19 protein-coding genes and 1 tRNA gene are annotated in these 16,160 nt (G+C 65.1%); 10 read left to right on the top strand and 10 right to left on the bottom strand.

The annotated features are described in order from the left end of the window. Positions 1-447: 447 nt before the first annotated feature. A complete protein-coding gene (locus QJT82_RS24675) occupies positions 448-4,356 on the bottom strand; it encodes a histidine kinase dimerization/phospho-acceptor domain-containing protein (RefSeq protein WP_028340595.1) in 3,909 nt (1,302 codons plus the stop codon). A 355-nt stretch (positions 4,357-4,711) separates the two neighbouring features. On the opposite strand from QJT82_RS24675, the gene QJT82_RS24670 reads away from it, so the two are divergent. The 5 genes from QJT82_RS24670 to QJT82_RS24650 all read left to right on the top strand — a co-directional run bounded on the left by QJT82_RS24670 (position 4,712) and on the right by QJT82_RS24650 (position 7,359). Beyond that, positions 4,712-5,110: a phasin family protein gene (locus QJT82_RS24670; protein WP_028340594.1), complete on the top strand. Its 399-nt coding sequence runs from the start codon at positions 4,712-4,714 to the stop codon at positions 5,108-5,110. Between the two features lie 272 nt (positions 5,111-5,382). After that, positions 5,383-5,817, top strand: coding sequence for a phasin (locus QJT82_RS24665; RefSeq protein WP_028336028.1), 435 nt, complete (start codon positions 5,383-5,385; stop codon positions 5,815-5,817). A gap of 190 nt (positions 5,818-6,007) precedes the next feature. Next, positions 6,008-6,084: transfer RNA gene (locus QJT82_RS24660), tRNA-His, on the top strand. A 165-nt stretch (positions 6,085-6,249) separates the two neighbouring features. Then, positions 6,250-6,585 (top strand): hypothetical protein, encoded by a 336-nt coding sequence (locus QJT82_RS24655; RefSeq protein ID WP_245288709.1) that lies wholly within the window; start codon positions 6,250-6,252, stop codon positions 6,583-6,585. Positions 6,586-7,041: 456 nt separating this feature from the next. Next, on the top strand, positions 7,042-7,359 hold the full coding sequence (locus tag QJT82_RS24650) for a hypothetical protein (protein WP_016841357.1): 318 nt from the start codon (positions 7,042-7,044) through the stop codon (positions 7,357-7,359). Between the two features lie 13 nt (positions 7,360-7,372). Here QJT82_RS24650 and QJT82_RS24645 read toward each other — a convergent pair whose 3' ends face one another. After that, on the bottom strand, positions 7,373-7,507 hold the full coding sequence (locus QJT82_RS24645; protein ID WP_256521274.1) for a hypothetical protein: 135 nt from the start codon (positions 7,505-7,507) through the stop codon (positions 7,373-7,375). A gap of 34 nt (positions 7,508-7,541) precedes the next feature. Between QJT82_RS24645 and QJT82_RS24640 the strand changes: the two genes are divergently transcribed. Next, a complete protein-coding gene (locus QJT82_RS24640; protein ID WP_028336032.1) occupies positions 7,542-8,222 on the top strand; it encodes a ParA family protein in 681 nt (226 codons plus the stop codon). A 119-nt stretch (positions 8,223-8,341) separates the two neighbouring features. Here the strand turns inward: QJT82_RS24640 and QJT82_RS24635 are convergent, their stop codons facing one another. Both QJT82_RS24635 and QJT82_RS24630 read right to left on the bottom strand, forming a co-directional pair. Beyond that, on the bottom strand, positions 8,342-8,488 hold the full coding sequence (locus QJT82_RS24635) for a hypothetical protein (protein WP_016841361.1): 147 nt from the start codon (positions 8,486-8,488) through the stop codon (positions 8,342-8,344). Positions 8,489-8,640: 152 nt separating this feature from the next. Further along, positions 8,641-8,937, bottom strand: coding sequence for a DUF4282 domain-containing protein (locus QJT82_RS24630; RefSeq protein ID WP_028340592.1), 297 nt, complete (start codon positions 8,935-8,937; stop codon positions 8,641-8,643). 321 nt (positions 8,938-9,258) lie between these two features. On the opposite strand from QJT82_RS24630, the gene QJT82_RS24625 reads away from it, so the two are divergent. The 3 genes from QJT82_RS24625 (at position 9,259) to QJT82_RS24615 (ending at position 10,524) form a co-directional block, all read left to right on the top strand. After that, on the top strand, positions 9,259-9,717 hold the full coding sequence (locus QJT82_RS24625; protein ID WP_028340591.1) for a MaoC family dehydratase: 459 nt from the start codon (positions 9,259-9,261) through the stop codon (positions 9,715-9,717). An 8-nt stretch (positions 9,718-9,725) separates the two neighbouring features. Then, complete coding sequence (locus QJT82_RS24620; protein ID WP_028340590.1) at positions 9,726-10,208, top strand: MaoC family dehydratase; 483 nt, start codon at positions 9,726-9,728, stop codon at positions 10,206-10,208. A gap of 172 nt (positions 10,209-10,380) precedes the next feature. Next, a complete protein-coding gene (locus QJT82_RS24615) occupies positions 10,381-10,524 on the top strand; it encodes a hypothetical protein (RefSeq protein ID WP_016841369.1) in 144 nt (47 codons plus the stop codon). A 161-nt stretch (positions 10,525-10,685) separates the two neighbouring features. Here the strand turns inward: QJT82_RS24615 and QJT82_RS24610 are convergent, their stop codons facing one another. The 6 genes from QJT82_RS24610 to QJT82_RS24585 all read right to left on the bottom strand — a co-directional run bounded on the left by QJT82_RS24610 (position 10,686) and on the right by QJT82_RS24585 (position 14,341). Continuing rightward, entirely contained in the window at positions 10,686-10,826 is a 141-nt protein-coding gene (locus QJT82_RS24610) for a hypothetical protein (protein WP_167350365.1), read from the bottom strand. Between the two features lie 246 nt (positions 10,827-11,072). Next, positions 11,073-11,495: a hypothetical protein gene (locus QJT82_RS24605; RefSeq protein ID WP_028340589.1), complete on the bottom strand. Its 423-nt coding sequence runs from the start codon at positions 11,493-11,495 to the stop codon at positions 11,073-11,075. A 155-nt stretch (positions 11,496-11,650) separates the two neighbouring features. Next, positions 11,651-12,592, bottom strand: a complete 942-nt coding sequence (locus QJT82_RS24600) for a hypothetical protein (protein ID WP_051447855.1) — start codon at positions 12,590-12,592, stop codon at positions 11,651-11,653. A gap of 226 nt (positions 12,593-12,818) precedes the next feature. Then, positions 12,819-13,253, bottom strand: coding sequence for a nuclear transport factor 2 family protein (locus QJT82_RS24595; RefSeq protein ID WP_026193357.1), 435 nt, complete (start codon positions 13,251-13,253; stop codon positions 12,819-12,821). A 296-nt stretch (positions 13,254-13,549) separates the two neighbouring features. After that, a complete protein-coding gene (locus tag QJT82_RS24590) occupies positions 13,550-13,810 on the bottom strand; it encodes a hypothetical protein (protein WP_016841374.1) in 261 nt (86 codons plus the stop codon). Between the two features lie 60 nt (positions 13,811-13,870). Further along, positions 13,871-14,341, bottom strand: a complete 471-nt coding sequence (locus QJT82_RS24585; RefSeq protein ID WP_028340587.1) for a nuclear transport factor 2 family protein — start codon at positions 14,339-14,341, stop codon at positions 13,871-13,873. Between the two features lie 300 nt (positions 14,342-14,641). Here QJT82_RS24585 and QJT82_RS24580 point away from each other — a divergent pair, with 300 nt between their 5' ends. After that, complete coding sequence (locus QJT82_RS24580) at positions 14,642-15,760, top strand: alpha/beta fold hydrolase (RefSeq protein WP_028340586.1); 1,119 nt, start codon at positions 14,642-14,644, stop codon at positions 15,758-15,760. Positions 15,761-16,160 lie beyond the last annotated feature (400 nt).

The following is a 16,160-nucleotide window of genomic DNA, read 5'->3' as shown; positions in this document are numbered from 1 at the left end:
CTCCCCTTGCGGGAGAGGGTGGGGAGAGGGGTGGCCCCGGGCGAGATTCTTGCGATGAGTGTCGGTCTCACAGTCTCGGCCGCGCCGTTCTGCAAATGGAGAGAGCACGTCGTGTGGTACCCCTCTCCCCAACCCTCCCCCCGCAAGGCAGGGCAATCGCATATGGAAAGAAATCTGTCGGGCAGCGTCCTCGCGGCCATCCTTCGAGACGCCCGCCTTCGGCGGGCTCCTCAGGATGAGGGTCTTGTTTTGCGGCACAATAGTAGACCCTCATGGTGAGGAGCGCCGCTTGCGGCGCGTCTCGAACCACGAGGCGGAGTGACCTCCGCAGCCGCCGAAGGGTCATATGCGATTGCCCTACCCCGCAAGGGGGGAGGGAGCCCTTCCGCCGGTGCGTCCCTTACGGGAGCGCGAGACAGCACACGCGCTGCATGCTCGCGCCGCCGCTCACGCCCTTGCCGTGGCGTGGACGAAGGTCACCTCGATCAGCGTGCCGGTGCGGCCGCCGGTCCTGATCTGGAATTTGGCGCGATTGGCTTCGACCAGCGCCTTGGTCAGCGACAGGCTGACGCCGCCGGAGCCGGCCTGATCTGATGGCGTCGGGGCGCGGAACGGCTCGAGCGCCGCGGCGACCTCGTTGTCGTTGAGGCTCTGCCCGGTGTCGCGCACGCGCAGCATCACCTCGCCGAAATCCGACAGCGCGGTCGAGACGATCACCTGGCCGCCGGCATTGGCGAGATGGATCGAGTTACCGATCAGGTTCAGCGTGATCTGGCGCAGCGCGCGGGCGTCGGCGACCACAGGCGGCAGCGTGTGGGCGAGCGAGGTGCGGATGATGATGCGCTCGCGGTTGGCCTGCGGCTGCATCACAGCGACGCAGCTCTCCACCATCTCGTTGAGATTCTGGCTGGCGAAGGCGAGGTCGAGCTTGCCGGTCTCGATCCGCGAGAGGTCGAGCAAATCGTTGACGATCGCGATTACCCGCTCGCCGGAGGCGCGGATGTCCTTCATGTATTCGACATAGCGTTCGTTGCCGAGCGCACCGAAGCGCTCGCCGATCATCACCTCGGCAAAGCCGATGATGGCGTTGAGCGGCGTGCGCAGCTCGTGGCTGATCCGCGCCAGCATGTCGGACTTGGCGTTGGCGGCGCGTTCGGCGAGCCGCCGCGCCTCGCGCAATTCGCCCTCGCTCTTGTGGGTCTGCGACAGATCGCGGAACACCGCGAAGAAGTTCGGCCCGTCGGCGCGGGTGCGGCCCATCGTCACCGACAGCGGGATGATGCCGCCCTGGCGGACGCGCCCGAGCGTCTCGCGGCCATGGTCGAGCAGGCTGGCGACGCCGGCGGATTTCAGGCTGGTGAGATAGTCGAAGATGCCGTGCTGGCTTTCCGGAGCGAACAGGTCGGCGAGCTTGCGGGTGACGAACTCGTCGCCGTCATAGCCGAACAGCGCCTCGGCGCTGCGGTTGCAGGAATGGATGTTGCCCTCGGCATCGAACATGATGATGCCTTCGGCCGCGGTGTCGAGGATCGCGCCGAGCTCCTCGGCGTCGGCCTGGCCGGCCTGCGGCTCAGCCGGCGCAAGCAGCGGCTCCGCGGCGGCCGCAGGCTCCGGCTCCGGTTCGGAGAGCGCGGCGGCGATCGCGGCATCCTCGTCCAGCGTGCGCGAGAAGATCAGGGCCAGCGCGGAATCGCCGTCCCAGGTGATGGTGTGCAGCCGCGCCTCCGCGGACACCGACTGCGCGCCGTGCTCGGTGCTCTGGTTCGCCGAGATCGTCACCGGCGTGCCGGTGCCCGACGTGCTGCTGGCCTGCGAGACGCCGGGCTCGACATAGAGCGCGTCGAGGCCGCCGGCGGCTTCCAGCGCGTGCAGGCTGTCATGGCCCATGCGTGAGAGGAAGGCGTGGTTGGCATAGAGCAGGCGGTCGAGCCGGTAGATCAGGACGCCGACCGGCAACAGATCGAGCAGCGCGCGGTCGCGCCGGGAGTCGGCGCGCGGCGCCGGCTCGGCCGCAGCGAGCCAACTGGCCTTTGGCGGATCGGCTGGCGTCTCCAGCTGCGCGACCGTCTCCTGCGGCGCTGCCGCTGCTTCCTGCGGCGGTTCGCTTGCGGGCGGCGCTTCGGCGACCGGCTCGGCCGGCACGCTGTCGTTCGTGGTCGTGGCGAGGCCGGCCTCGTTCTCGAGCCGCGCCGACAATTGACGGGCGAGTTCGTTGAAGGCGTTGTTCTCGACCGGCGTCAGCGACGGCGGCCGGGTGTCGCCGGCGGGACGGAACGGCACCACATTCGGTGGCGGGTCGTGACGCACTTCGTGCGTTTCCTCGTGCGTTTCCACGGCGTGATCCGGATCGGCTCGGTGTGAAGTCTCTGCGGCTGTCGGCTCGGTCAATTCCTCGGGTGGTGCTGCTGCGGTCGTGTCGGGCGGCGGCTCGGCGTGCGGCGGAGGATTGTCCGGCGGCGCGGCGGGCCCGGGCGGCGCATCGCCGCGCGGCGCCGGCGCGACATCGGCCGACAGCGACCGCGGCGCGACCGTGCCGCTGAAGAACTCATAGCGGCGCAATGCGGCGAGTCGCGCAAGCCCGTCGAGGTCGCGACACACACCAAAGCCGCGATAACCGGCGAAATTCCTGGCACGATCGAACACCGGCAGCCCGGACAGTTCGACCGGCAGCCGGCCGCCGCCGTCGACCGGCCAGTGCAGCGTGACGCCGCTCCAGGTGTCGTGGCTGGCGAACGCCTGCATCACGCGGCCTTCGGGATCGAGGCCAAAACTCTCGGCGATATCGCTCCACAGCCGGCCGAAGCCCGCCGCGGTGTGCAGGCCGATCAGGCGGGTGAATTCATCAGAGCCGAGCGAGAAGCGGGCCTCGTGGTCCATCTGCCACATGAAGCGCAGCGGATGCCGCCGCACCGGCAGCGGCTCGTCGAGCCAGGATGGCGGTGGCACCGGCGCCAATGTCGCGGACTCCGGTTCGGCGGCGGGCGGCGGCGCGGGCGCATCCGCGATCGTATAAGGCGAGGGGACGGGATCGGCCGGCGGCGCTGATGTTTCCGGCGCGTTTGCCGTCGCTTCGAGATCAGGCGCGGGCTGCGGCGCAGGCTGTTCGACCCGCGCTTCGGTGGGCACGTCGATCAGCGCTTCCGACAAGGGCTCCTCGACGGCGGGGCTTTCGTCGGGCGTGGTGTCGAGAGGTGCAGTCTCGACGGGCGTCGAGTCTGAATGCGTGAGTTCTGCCGACGCAAGTGGCGGGGCAAGAGGCGCAGGCTCTTCGATCTGCGTGCCGTCCGGCACTTCGATCAGTGCTTCCGACAGAGGTTCCTCGGCGGCGGGTGTTTCGTCTTGCGTGGTGTCGAGAGCTGCGGTCTCGACGGGCGCCTCTATGTGCGCCGCCTCTGCTGGCGCGGCAGATGGAGCAGCATTCTCAGGTTCGGATTTGGCCGCGCTGACGATCGGCTCGATTGTGACGCGCTCTTCCAACTGCGGATCCAGCGCGTCGAACAGTGTGAAGGCGATCGGCGCTGCGCTGGCCGTCGCGGGCGCTTCGTCATGCGCAACGGCTTGTTCGACAACTGCAGGTGCTGGCGGCGGCTCTACGGCCATGGCCTCTTGCTGCGCTGGCGCTGCGGGAGCCTGTGCTTCGGGCGCCGGCGTCTCCGGCGCGACCGGTGCAGGCACGATCGGCGCCGCCGGCCTTGCGGCGAGATGCGGCGCCGGCTTGATCAACGCGACCAGCGCGCGATCGGCGCCGTGGCCGATCCGCTGCAGCACCACGCGGCCGATCGCAACGCTTGCGGCCGCGCGGCCCTGCGCCAGCGCCTCGCCGCGCGCGGCATCGAGACCGGCTTCGGTAAGATCGTGCAGGCCGGGCAGCGCACGCGCCGCCTCATTGGTTGCGACCAGTAGTCCGTCGCTGGTGAAGGCGGCGGCCGGACGCGGCAAACCCTGCACCAGCCGCAGCAGGCGTTCCGCGAGCGGCATACCGCGGCTGGTCGCGTTGAGCGCGGTCATCAGGATGCCGTGGCTGCCGTCCGGCAGGTCGATCCTCGCGCAGCCGCAGGTCGCGAGCATGCCGGGCGCCGCGCCGAAGCCGCGCAGCCGCTCCAGCCGGACCGCGCCATTGGCGTTCAGGCCGTGGCCGAGCCGCGCGATCTGGCGGCGGTGCGGCTCGGCCGGGCCGAAGCTGCGCTTTGCCAGTTCGGCGCCGTTGGCGGCACCGAATACCTGCGCGCCGATCGGATTGGCCCAGAGAATCCGTGCGCCGTCGGCCGCCCACAGCCATGCCGGCAGGGCGCCCGTCGCATGATTCGCCAGCCTGACATCGCCGAGCGCCTGGATCTGGAATTCCGCGTCACTCATCGCGCAAGATTTGACCGCATGGGTTTGGCTTTCTTCCTTAAGCTCAGCCGAAGGCCCGGCAGCCGCAGGACGACAGCCTTAACAGAAGGTTAGTATCGCAACTGGGGGGCGGCAGGTCCATGTCCGCAAGCGAAACTGCCCCCGCCAAAGCCGGGATAACGTTAACTTGGCTGAACGATCCACCGCCGTTCGGCGTTGTCCGGCAAAGAGAGGTTGCTGCGAGCCGCGCGATGCGGAACCAGGTGGCGCCGCGTCACACCTGCGATTGCAGTGCCACGATATATTCTGCCGTCTATCTTGCCCTGGGCCCGCAGGGCCAAGCGGCGGGCCGATCAGCAAGCGAGGGAGAGCGACCATGAGCGACAACGGGCGTGACCATTTCGAGATCCCCAAGTTCGAGATTCCCAAGGATATGCGGTCGATGGCGGAGGCGAGCTTCGATCAGGCGCGCAAGGCGTTCGAGCAATTCGTGACCAACGCCAAGGACACCGCCGGCAAGATCGAGGAGCGCAACGCCACGATGCGCGCCGGCGCCAAGGACCTGTCCACCAAGGCGCTGTCCTATGCCGAAAAGAACGTGCAGTCGTCGCTGGACTACGCCGAGGCGCTGCTCAAGGCCAAGGACCTCAGCGACGTCATGCGGCTGCACAGCGAATATGTGCAGGGCCAGATGCGCTCGCTCGCCGAGCAGGCCAGCGAAATGGGCCAGGCCGTCAGCCGCGCCGCGATGGATGCGGTCAAGCCGAAGAACTGATCGAGGCGCATTGGCCGCGGCCGACCCTGGCGCGTTCAGCCTCGGTCGGCCGCGGTAACCTTATATTCCGCCACATAAAAAATATGGCGTCGCACGCGATCTTACATTGCGTTGCACAAAATTGACATGATATGGGTGTTTATTAGGCGCGCCCGACGAAGGGCACTCCCGTGAATCAAGGCAGCGTGATCCATTTCAGCGCTCCCGGCCTGATGGGCTCCGGGACGTCCGCAATGGTCACATCTACTCACCCGTTGCGAAGGATTACACGTATGACCAACCCGTCCGATCCGTTTTCCGCCTCGATCATTCCGTTTGAAGTTCCCGAGCAGATGCGTGCGTTCGCCGAGAAGGGCGTTCTGCAGGCCCGCGACAGCTATGCCAAGTTCAAGGACGCTGCCGAGACCCACAACTCGACGGTCGAGGCCGTGTTCACCTCGGTGAGCAAGGGCGCCAGCGAGTATTCGGCCAAGCTGATCGAGTTCTTCAAGGCCAACACCACCTCCTCGCTCGACTTCGCCCAGGAGCTGTTCAGTGTGAAGTCGCCGACCGAAGCGGTCGAGCTGTGGACCTCGCACGCCCGCAAGCAGTTCGAGACCTACACCGCGCAGGCCAAGGAACTGGCCGAGCTCGGCCAGAAGGTCGCCAGCGAGACCGCCGAGCCGATCAAGGCCAGCGCCTCGAAGTTCTACAAGCCGGCCGCCTGATCGCTGCCGTTTGGGAGACCAGCGAAAGGCCCGGGCCGCAGCGGTCCGGGCCTTTCTGCTGACCAAGGGCCCGTCAAGCGGCCGGATATAACAGCGGAAATCGGCGCGTTACGGCCTTGCCAAAGCGCGGCGTTGCACCTAGTTTCCGCCCGAAATCGCCGCCCCGCTCGAGCGGGCCGCGCGTCAGGATGCAGTTGTAGCTCAGTTGGTTAGAGCGCCTGTCTGTGGAACAGGAGGTCGGTGGTTCGAGCCCACCCAACTGTACCATCCGCAAGATCACTCAGCGCGACATCGCAAGATCAGACCATCGCAAGGTCGCTCGCCCTTGTCGCCCGGCGTGTCATCGCGTCCGCTTGCACTTCTCTGTCCCGTCACCCACACTCCCCGAAACGACGCCTTAACGACGCCTTGGTGACACCTTTGGGGGGATGCATGGGGACCGCCGGTTCAAGGAGTTTTTCGTTTGCGTTGATATCAGCCGCCGCTCTTGCGGCGCTGCTGGTGCCGGGCCGGAGTGAGGCCTACACGCCCGATCAGCAGCAGGCCTGTACGCCGGATGCGTTCCGGCTTTGCAGCCCCGAGATTCCCGACGTCGATCGCATCACGGCCTGCATGATCAGGAACAAGGCGCAGCTGTCGCCGGCCTGCCGCGTGTTCTTTCGCGCAGATCCGGAGCCGCGTAGGGCGAGCGAACGCGTCGAGCGGCGGCCGGTCGCTGCGAAGCGGAAGGTCTCCAAATCGCACAAGGCGAAGAAGTCGGCCCACTGAACAGGCTCCCATCGCGCGTGCGCCAGAGTCTCTGATCGGGCGCGTTATCGTCACGCGAACCGGTGTCCGCCTTCACCTCGCCCCGCGTGCGGGGAGAGGCGTAGGCCGCCCTTGGCGGCCGTTCTCAAGAACGCCTAAGCGGAGCTTCGGCTATGACGCATCGTGAGATGCGTTCCGGGTGAGGGGGAGTCTCCACACACGCAGCTATCGCCGGATACGCGGAGGCAGCCCCTCACCCCAACCCTCTCCCCGTAAGAACGGGGAGAGGGAGCACAGCGCCGTCGCAGTCAATCCAATCGCTTCGCGCGAAAATACGCGCTAGATCGTCAGGCCGCGATTTCAAGGCTGCGATGCGCGACAGACTGACGCCTTGTGACGCTGTCACGCAGCATCATCTGTGGGACTTGTGTGGTTTGCCAAATCTGTTCCGCTCGTGGAACGGATGGAGTGGGACGCGTGAGCGAATACTACAAGCAAGAGATCGATCGGCACTTCGCCTGGTTCGAAGCCAAGCTGCCGGAAAAGCCGGCGCGCTTCGTCGCGTGGCTGCGCAAGCCGTCGTCGCGCTATGTGCGGATTCCGCTCGCGATCCTCCTGATCATCGGCGGCATCTTCAGCTTTCTGCCGGTGCTCGGACTCTGGATGCTGCCGCTCGGACTCCTTTTGTTCGCGCAGGACGTCCCGTTCCTGCAGAAACCGACAGCGCAATTGCTCGGCTGGATCGAGCGCAAATGGATCGAGCGCGAGCGCGCGAAAGCTGCCGGAAAACGCTAGGCCCTGAGTCAAATCAAACGCTTAGCGCTTCCATTTGCGGTTGCGTCATAAGTTCGGTGTGACTCAAAAAGCAAAACGCACCGGTAATCTTGGCCACTTTGCGGATTGCAAGAAATTTTTTCTTTCGCGAATCAGCGTGCTGATTCATTTTCGCCTCCTGGGGTCAATCTGGAGGCCAACGTATGAACGTGATTGTTTTCGCTTCGCGTAAGGGGGGCTCGGGAAAAAGTACCCTGGCTGCTCACCTCGCCGCGCAAGTGCACAAGGCGACGAAGCCCTGTCTGCTGATCGATGCCGATCCGCAGGGCTCGCTGACGCTCTGGCACAAGCTGCGCGGCACCAACGAGCCGGCGATCAAGACGGCGGTGAACTCGGTCAGCGGGATCATCGCCCAGGCCAAGCGTGACGGCATCGAGTGGGTGTTCATCGACACGCCGCCGAACCTCTCGGCCGTGGTCGACGACTCCATCAAGAACGCCACGATGGTGATCATTCCGGCGCGGCCCGGCGTGTTCGACGTCAACGCCGTGCAGGAAACCATCCAGACCTGCCGCTCGATGCGCAAGCCTTATGCCGTCGTGATCAACGGCGCGCCCGCGCAGCGTGACGGCGCCGAAAGCCGCATCGTCGCGATCGCGCGCGAGGCGCTGGCGAAATTCCGCGCGCCGGTGTGGAGCGGCCAGATCACCAACCGCGCCGATCTTCTGATGGCGCTCGGCCAAGGCGAAGGCGCCCGCGAATATTATGCGGAAGGCCGCGCCGCCGCCGAGATCAATCGGCTGTGGGCCGCGATCGAACGCTCGATCAAGGCGATCCGCGGCACGGCGTCGGCGTCCGGTACGATGCACAAGCAAGCGGCGTAACAACGCCGCTTACGTTCGAAATGGAAGAACGCGCGGCACCCGCGCGTTTTTTGTGTGCTGAAGCGACCAGGCAATCGCAGATTGCCTGGCTGGCACTCGCAATGACGCGATGGTTGGCCTCAAGCCACCATCAGCAGATAGAACGCGATCACCGGCACCAGGGTCAGGATCACCGACCAGATGCCGACAGCCCATAAAATATCCTCGGTCGTAAAGCCCGGCTCGGCACCCGGCCTCACGGCAACAAAGCCATTCCTCGAATTCACGACGCCCCCGCGCTGGTCTTGGCAATGCAGAGGCTGATACGCGAGCGGATTTAAGATCCCGGTCGGAATTTCGCGGGCATTTGCGCGCGGGCACTACTTCGGATTAACCACGGCATGGGCGGCGGGCTGCGTTCGGCCGGGTGCCGTTCGCCTCAGTGCATTGCTCCGTCCCGGTCGCGGATCGCGCCGAGATGCTCGTTGATCCGGAATACGATCAGGATGAACTCGGCGGCGATCCGCGAGAACACAATGCCGACGAAGACGCTGGCGATCGACGCGAGCAACTGGATGAATCCGACGAACGGGCTGATCGCCATGGCGGTGAGGCTCCAGAGGATGCCGGAGATCCCGAACAGCACGATGACCGCGATCACCAGCCAGTAGAACGTCTTGATGATCGTGGGCGTGATGAAGCGGTCCCACTGAAACAGATCCTGGAAATCGAACATCATGGTTCTCCCGGCCAGCCGAAATATGATTCGCGTCTCGTTCATCCTACTGCGTCACCGCCGGCGCGATCACTTCGTCGCGGAAGCCTGCGCCGCAGGCCTTCATCGGGACGAGGCTATTCGCCGGGCCAATGGTTTGGGACGACGCCAAAGCGCCTCCGCGACCAGAGGGATCGATACCGCAGAAGCCCAATCGGTCTCGCCAAAGGCGAGCCCCGGACCGGGCGCCGGCGATCCAGGGGCGAGCTATGCGAGTGGGCCGGTTGTGATTGCTGCAAATAACGGCCACAATCGGGCTTCCCTCCGGCATATCCTCACCCAATGACCACGCTGACCTTCGAAGACTTCAAGCCCGGCCGCTTCGGCACGTTCGGCCCGCGCCATGTTTCACGCGAGGAAATCCTCGCCTTTGCCGCCGAATTCGACCCGCAGCCGATGCATCTCGACGAGGAGGCGGCGAAGAAATCCATGCTCCGCGGCCTGTCGGGCTCGGGCTGGCATCTCGGCTCGCTGATGATGCGGATGCTGTTCGACGGCTTCATCGGCCGCACCGCCTCGCTCGGCGCGCCCGGGGTCAACGAGATGCGCTGGGTGGCGCCGCTGCGTCCGGGCGACGATTTGACGCTGGATGTCGATGTCGTCGAAGCGCGCGTCTCGAAGAGCCGTCCCGAGACCGGCATCGTCACCTTCAAGAGCACGATCCGCAACGCGCGCGGCGAGATGCTGTGCGAGATGGAGGCGCCGATCATGATCAGCCGCCGCGACGCTGCGAGCGCATAGGAGAGGTCATGCGCTTTTTTGAAGATATCGAGATCGGCGCACGGCGCGAGTTCGGCTCCTTCACCTTCACGCCTGAGGACATCAAGCGTTTTGCCGCGCAGTTCGATCCGCAGCGCTTCCATCTCGACGAGGAGGAGGGACGCAAGTCGCTGTTCGGCGGGCTCGCCGCATCGGGCTGGCATATCGCCAGCGTCTGCATGAAGCTGCTCGTCGCCGACGGCAAGCGGCTCGCCGCGGAAGCCGCCGCGCGCGGCGAGGAGGTCGCGGTCTGGGGGCCCTCACCGGGCTTCCGCGAGCTGCGCTGGATCCGCCCGGTGCTGGCAGGCGATACCATCAGCTTCACCAACCAGGTCGAGACCAAGCGCACGTCCGAGAAGCGGCCCGAATGGGGCATCCTTCAGGCCCGCAACATCGGCGTCAATCAGCGCAATGAGGTGGTGTTCTCGTTCCTCGCTACCGCTTTCGTGCCGCGGCGGAATCCCGGTTCCTGATGTTGCCCGCACGCCTCTGATGTTGCCCGGACGCCATGGTTAGCGGGTGACTTCTGCCGCCGACGCAGTTGTGCGTTGCGTGGAACTCATTTTTTGCTAACGCATTCTGAACCTTTGTCCCTGCCTTATGGTTTGAGGGCACGGACATCTGGCAAGAATGACTGGGGATACCATGGCAGATCGCAGCGCGCTGAAACTCGTCGGCATTATCTTCGCGACGGTAACGGTTGTGGTGATGCTGGCCACCGGAATGGTCGTGAAGGGCTTTGCCGACGGCAATTATTCCTTCGAGACCACCGCAAGCATCGATCGCTGATTGACCGTCTGTAACTGCCGGCGCTCGAGAGAGCGCAGGTTGCGCGCAATTGCGCTTTTCAATGTGACCTGTCGGCAGGCTGCGTCACACTTCTCCTGATCAAGCTTCTGTTTAGGCATGATCTTATCGGAAAACCGCTTCACACTTTTCCGGATCATGCCTTAACGATTCCAGATCAGCACCATCACGACCGTCGCGGCTGCCAATATGCCGATGAAGCGGATCATGATCGTGCCGATGCCCTGCTGCGGCTGGCGCAGCGGAATCGGATCGGCGGCGTTATCCGGCCGGACGCTCTGCATGACTTCGTCTCCAAACGGATGCCCGGCAAGGCGCGGTCCGGACGCGAATTCCGGATTGGAGGCGGGCTCGGCATCCGAAGTTCAAATCGGCATCTGCAAAAATTGACGTCGCGGAGTTTACACCGCGCTGAATAACGAATCGTTCTGCGCTGAATCGCGGCCGCAAAGCGAAGCCGCCGCAAAGCGAAGCCGCCGCCCCCTGTCCAGGAGGCGGCGGCTGCCAATCCTAAAAAAGGCGGATCCGGATCAGCTGTTGCGCAGGCCGTCGGCAGCGCGCTTCCACTGCGAGACATTGTCGGCGATCATGCGCGTCGACTTCATCGCGGCCTGGCTGAGCTGGGCATAGCCGGAGATCTCGCGCTGGACGCGCTGGCCCTCGGCATGCAGCAGGTCACGCAGGCTCTCGAGCTCGCCGATCAGCTTCTCGATCTCGGCGAGCGAGGTGCCGGCGACGCGCTGGATCAGCGAGTTGACGTTGCTGACGGTGGCATCGGTGTTGGTGTCGGTCGGCGCGGTCTCCGGGCTCGCCACCGGCCGGCGCAGATAGGCGATATCGTTGCGCACGAAGTCGCGGATGCCGGCTTCGACTTCCGAGACCGCAGCAAGGTTGGTGTCGACCTCGGACGTCGTTTCGGCTTCGGCTTCCTCGGTACGGTTGGTGGCGTTCATCGGCTTTCCCCTAGTTCGCAATAGCGAAGCGCGGCTTGTCCCCCGCACGACGAATTGATGAAGTTACGGACCTATCAGTGCCGCCGAATTTGACCGCATCTGGGCCAAGTTGCGGCAATGCCTGATCATTTAGCGCGATAGAGCTAACAGACCGTTCACCATGAGCGCTTGTAGCCGGCGCTGATGCTCTTGTTGGTCGCGCCCTGGGAGGTCTCGCCGACCGAGCCGGAGACGGTGACCCCGTCGAACAGCTTCTGCTCGGCGCCGATCCGGCGCAGCCATCTGTCGTCGGAGGTCGACAGGGTCTGGCCTGCCGTAATGCTGGTGCCGGTGTCGCTAACGGACAGGCTCGCCGACTGATCGGTGTCGTAGCTGCGCGAGGGGTGGCTGATGATGCCGGGCACCGGGACCACGCCCTGCTGGATGAGGTTGTAGCCGTTCTGCAGCGTCAGCGAATATTGCTCCGACAGCGGCACCGACTTGCTCAGGGAGGTGCCGACCTTGCTCTGGTCGGCGGAGGGATCGACCCGCGCCTCGACCGAGGTCTTGTCCCAGATCGAGGCCACGCCGCCGGTCGAGATCGCGGCCCAGGCCGAGCCGCCGGACTGCGGCAGGCTGCCGCCATTGGCGAGCCGCTCCGACAATTGCTCCGACGTCGTCATCGTGCCTTGCCTCGCGACCGTCATGTCGGCGCCGATGCGGGTGTCGAGGAATGGCGAGATCGACTGCTTGACCGACACCGCCGACGAGCCGTTGGCGTTGTTGTTGGTTGACCAGGATGGATCGTTGCCGGCGACGCTGGCCGGCCTCGCCGCACGCTTCGGCGCCAGCGTCGGCAGGCTGGTGGAATCGGTGTCGAGCTGGCTCCAGTCGAGCTTGCTCTCGTCGATGTCCTTCAGGATGTCGGCGTCATTGGCATTGGCCGCCGGCGGCTCCTCGTCGGCCGCAGCCTCGGCGTTATCAGCTGCGGTATCCGGGGCGGCGGGAGCGATCTGCCACGGCGGGATTTGCGCGGCGGCCGACAGCGCCATCGCCAGGCCGAAGCCGGCCGCCAGCACCGGCAGCCTTGCCCAGCCAAATCGTAATGTGAAAGTCATTCCCAGCCCGCAAATTCCAGAGCCGCAGCATGCATTGCCGTGGCGCAAAATTGTGGCATCGGCGCTCTGAAAGCAAGTGATCAACGCGTGATCGTCATGTCCGGGACAAACGCGCAGCGCGTTCGCGCGGCGCGTCCCGAGCGCGGCCGTTCGGGGCTGGCAAAACAGGCCGCCGCTGCCGGGGCAAGGGCCCCGGACATGACGAAGGCGTGAAACCGAAAAGCCGTCAGACCGCGATGCGCGGCAGATGGATCGGGTAGCCGACGGTCTGCTCGACCAGGTCGAAACTGTCGACCAGCACGCGGAAGCTCGTGAGCTTGCCGGCCCTGAACTGCGCGAAATGCGCGATCCGGAGCGAGATCGGTTTGTTGGAGTCGAGTGCCGTCAGCGAATAGCGCAGCATCGAGGCTGCGGAATCCACGCCGAGCATGATCTGTTCCCGGTCGAAGCGGTGAACCCTGAGGTTCTCGCCGATCTGCCTGATCACCTCGAGCACCGCCGCTTTGCCGCGGCGCGCGCCGAAAAAGGAAAACAGGTCGATCGGCCCGTAGATGGACCATTCGACCTCGTCGTCGAGCAGCGGCTCGATATCTGCAAGCTGGCGTTCGTTGATCGCGCGATGCAATGCGCGCGAAAAACGCCAGAGACTATGCTCTGTCATTTTGGCCTTGTCCTGAAACTGGATTTTCAAACGCAAACGGATGGCAGGGGGTCAGCGCCGACGCCTTGCCAGGTTGCTGCACATCGCTATTGCGGCCTGAAATAGTGCGGAACGGCAAAAACGCAAATGACTTTTTTGCAATGCACAATTGCGCGGAATTTTACCGGAATATGACCGCCGCCCTCTGGAATCCCGTTCCGACAGGATCGGAATGGGGTTCCAGATTCTGGTTCTGACGCGTTCTCTTGACGCGAACCGGCAGCCGCTTCGCTCGAAAACGCTCCGGTGACCGCATTTCAGCGGTCGCGCCGCCGCACCGGTTGCCGCTCGATCACGATCTCGGCGTCGCGGATCGCCACCACCGCGAACAGCAGCGCGCCGCCGATGCCGCCGATCGCAGCGCCGAGCGGCATGAAGGTGAAAAACACCAGCGTTCCGCTATCGATACCCGAGGTTCTGGCCAATCCGATCCAGCTAAGCCCGGCTCCGATGCCGAAGGCGGCGCCGCCAAGGGCGCCCAGCGCCAAGCCAAGCACAGCGAGCAATGCGACTTTCATGGTGATTTCAGCCCCGACCGCAACAAGCCCAGTCATAGGTCGGCGCCGGGCCGTCGAGGTTCAACGCCGGCGCTGCGAATTTGCGGGCACGATGTGGTCATGACCGGTCAGCGCCGCCGCGACGTCGCGCTCCAGCACCTGCTGGACGAGGTCGAAGGTGTCGATGATCTCGCGGATCTCGGTGATCTTACCGTCGCGCAGCGTGTAGAACACCGCGACGTCGAACTGCACCACGCGGGCATTGTTGCGCTTGCGGAGGAACACGCGCAGCTGCGCGGCGACCCGGTCGCCCTGGGTCACCACGATCGGCGCCTCGTAGCGCATGTCGGAATAGCGCTCGTGGATCGTGGTCCACATCTGACGCAGCGCCGCCTTGCCGCGGTGCTGGCCCATATGCGGAAGAATGTCGATCGGGGCGTTGGCGAGAAACGCAACGTCGTCGCTGCAACGATCGAGGGCGCCCTCGATGCCGCCGGCATAGTAGACGTCGAGGAAGTTCAAGACGCGCTGCCGGTTCAAATCCTCGCCCATGATCGACTCCGCCGACTCGCTCTGGCCCGGCATTGTGAACCGGAGCATTCCACAATCAACAACATGTTTGACGCGCGAGACGCGATTAGGTTCGGCAACCAGCGCGTGCATTGTGGCACAAAATGCATGCGGCGCCGGTTCGCGCAATGCGACGACGGGCGGCCGCCGCCGTGCGGGCGGCGGTTTATTCCGCGCCTGCGCCGCTTAAATCTTCGCGCCCGCGCCTTGCCGCGGCACCGCCGGCCCGTATGCTTCGCAGCGGAAGGCGGCCGAACAGAGCCGCCCCGATGGGAGAGACCAATGAAGCGCATCACCCACTTCGCCGCGATCCTGTCGCTGCTGGCATGCCCGGCGATTCCGCCCGCCTTCGCACACACGCCCCAGCAGCCTGCCCACCAGCTCTACAATGAAGGCGACCTGAAGCTCGAGAGCGGCGAGGCGATCAAGGATTTCTCGATCTCCTACGTCACCCACGGCACGCTGAACGCGAAGAAGTCGAACGCCATCCTGATGGTGACCGCGATCTCGGGCAATCATCACCGGCTCGATTTCATGATCGGCCCCGGCAAGGCGCTCGACCCCGACAAGTATTTCATCGTCTGCACGGATGCGATCGGCAACGGGCTGACCACGTCGCCGAGCAATTCGAAGGTGCAGCCGCGGATGCAGTTCCCGAAATTCGCGATCCGCGACATGGTGGAATCGCAGTACCGGCTGATGAAGGAGAAGCTCGGCATCGACCATGTCGTCGCCGTGGTCGGCCCCTCGATGGGCGGCATGCAGGCGCTGCAATGGGGCGTCAGCCATCCGGACTTCATGGACGCGCTGGTTGCGATGGTGCCGCTCGCGAAGACGCCGGCCTGGTCGGTCGCGGTGATGGAGGCCTCCCGCAAGGCGATCATGAACGATCCGGCGTGGAAGGACGGCAATTACGAGGCGCCGCCGGAGAACGGCCTCAAGCTGTTCCGCGATATCGTTGCGCTGCTCGCGGCACGCACGCCCGACATGTATGCGGCGCAGTTCAAGTCCGGCCCCGACGTGCTGCCCTGGATGGCCGAACAGGAGACCGCGCTGTGGAAGCTGTTCGACGCCAACGACTGGATCTACCAGAGCTGGGCCTATGACCGGCACGATGTCGGCACCACGGCCGGGTTCGGCGGCGACACCGCGAAGGCGCTGGCTTCGATCAAGGCGAAGACGCTGATCCTCACCGGCACCAAGGACCTGCTGAATCCCGAATTCGAGCCGAACCAGATGGGCCAGAACATCGCAGGCGTGACCATCAAGACGATCAGCCCGGGCACCGTGACCGGCCACGCCTCGGCCGGCGGTTTCTTCCCGGCGGATGTCGAGTTTCTCAACCGCGAAACCGGCGTGTTCCTCGACGGCGTCACCGGCGGCGGCAAGACATTGAACTGATCGGCGGCACTGATCGCGTCCTGCGGACGTGAAGCGGGCGCGGCGGCGTCTGTCCGCGAGTTAATGAAACCTCCGCCCGCGCGCCCGGTTGGTTCGGCGTGGGCGACGCATCCGCGATCAGGAGTTCCTTATGAGAAACACCATGCCGCTTGCCGTCGCCGCCCTGGTTGTCTCCAAATAGATCATGCGAGCGCGCACCGCGCGACGGTGAGCCGGCGTCGACGCCGGCCACGAGGCCCTGAGCTCCTCCGGGGCCGGCCGGTGAAATCGCGCCGGCTCGCTGTCGCGGTGCGTTCGATAACAGCTGATCCGACGGTGCCGCCTTGCCGGCGGGGCGGTCGATGGTGAACCGCTTCTTCTTCCCGGAACCGGCGGTGCCGCTGCGCCGTTGATGCGGCAG

This window comes from Bradyrhizobium sp. Mp19 (genome assembly GCF_029952935.1).
Taxonomy (GTDB): domain Bacteria; phylum Pseudomonadota; class Alphaproteobacteria; order Rhizobiales; family Xanthobacteraceae; genus Bradyrhizobium; species Bradyrhizobium elkanii.
Note: the sequence above shows the minus strand (reverse complement) of the source record. Positions and strands in the feature narration are given on the sequence as shown.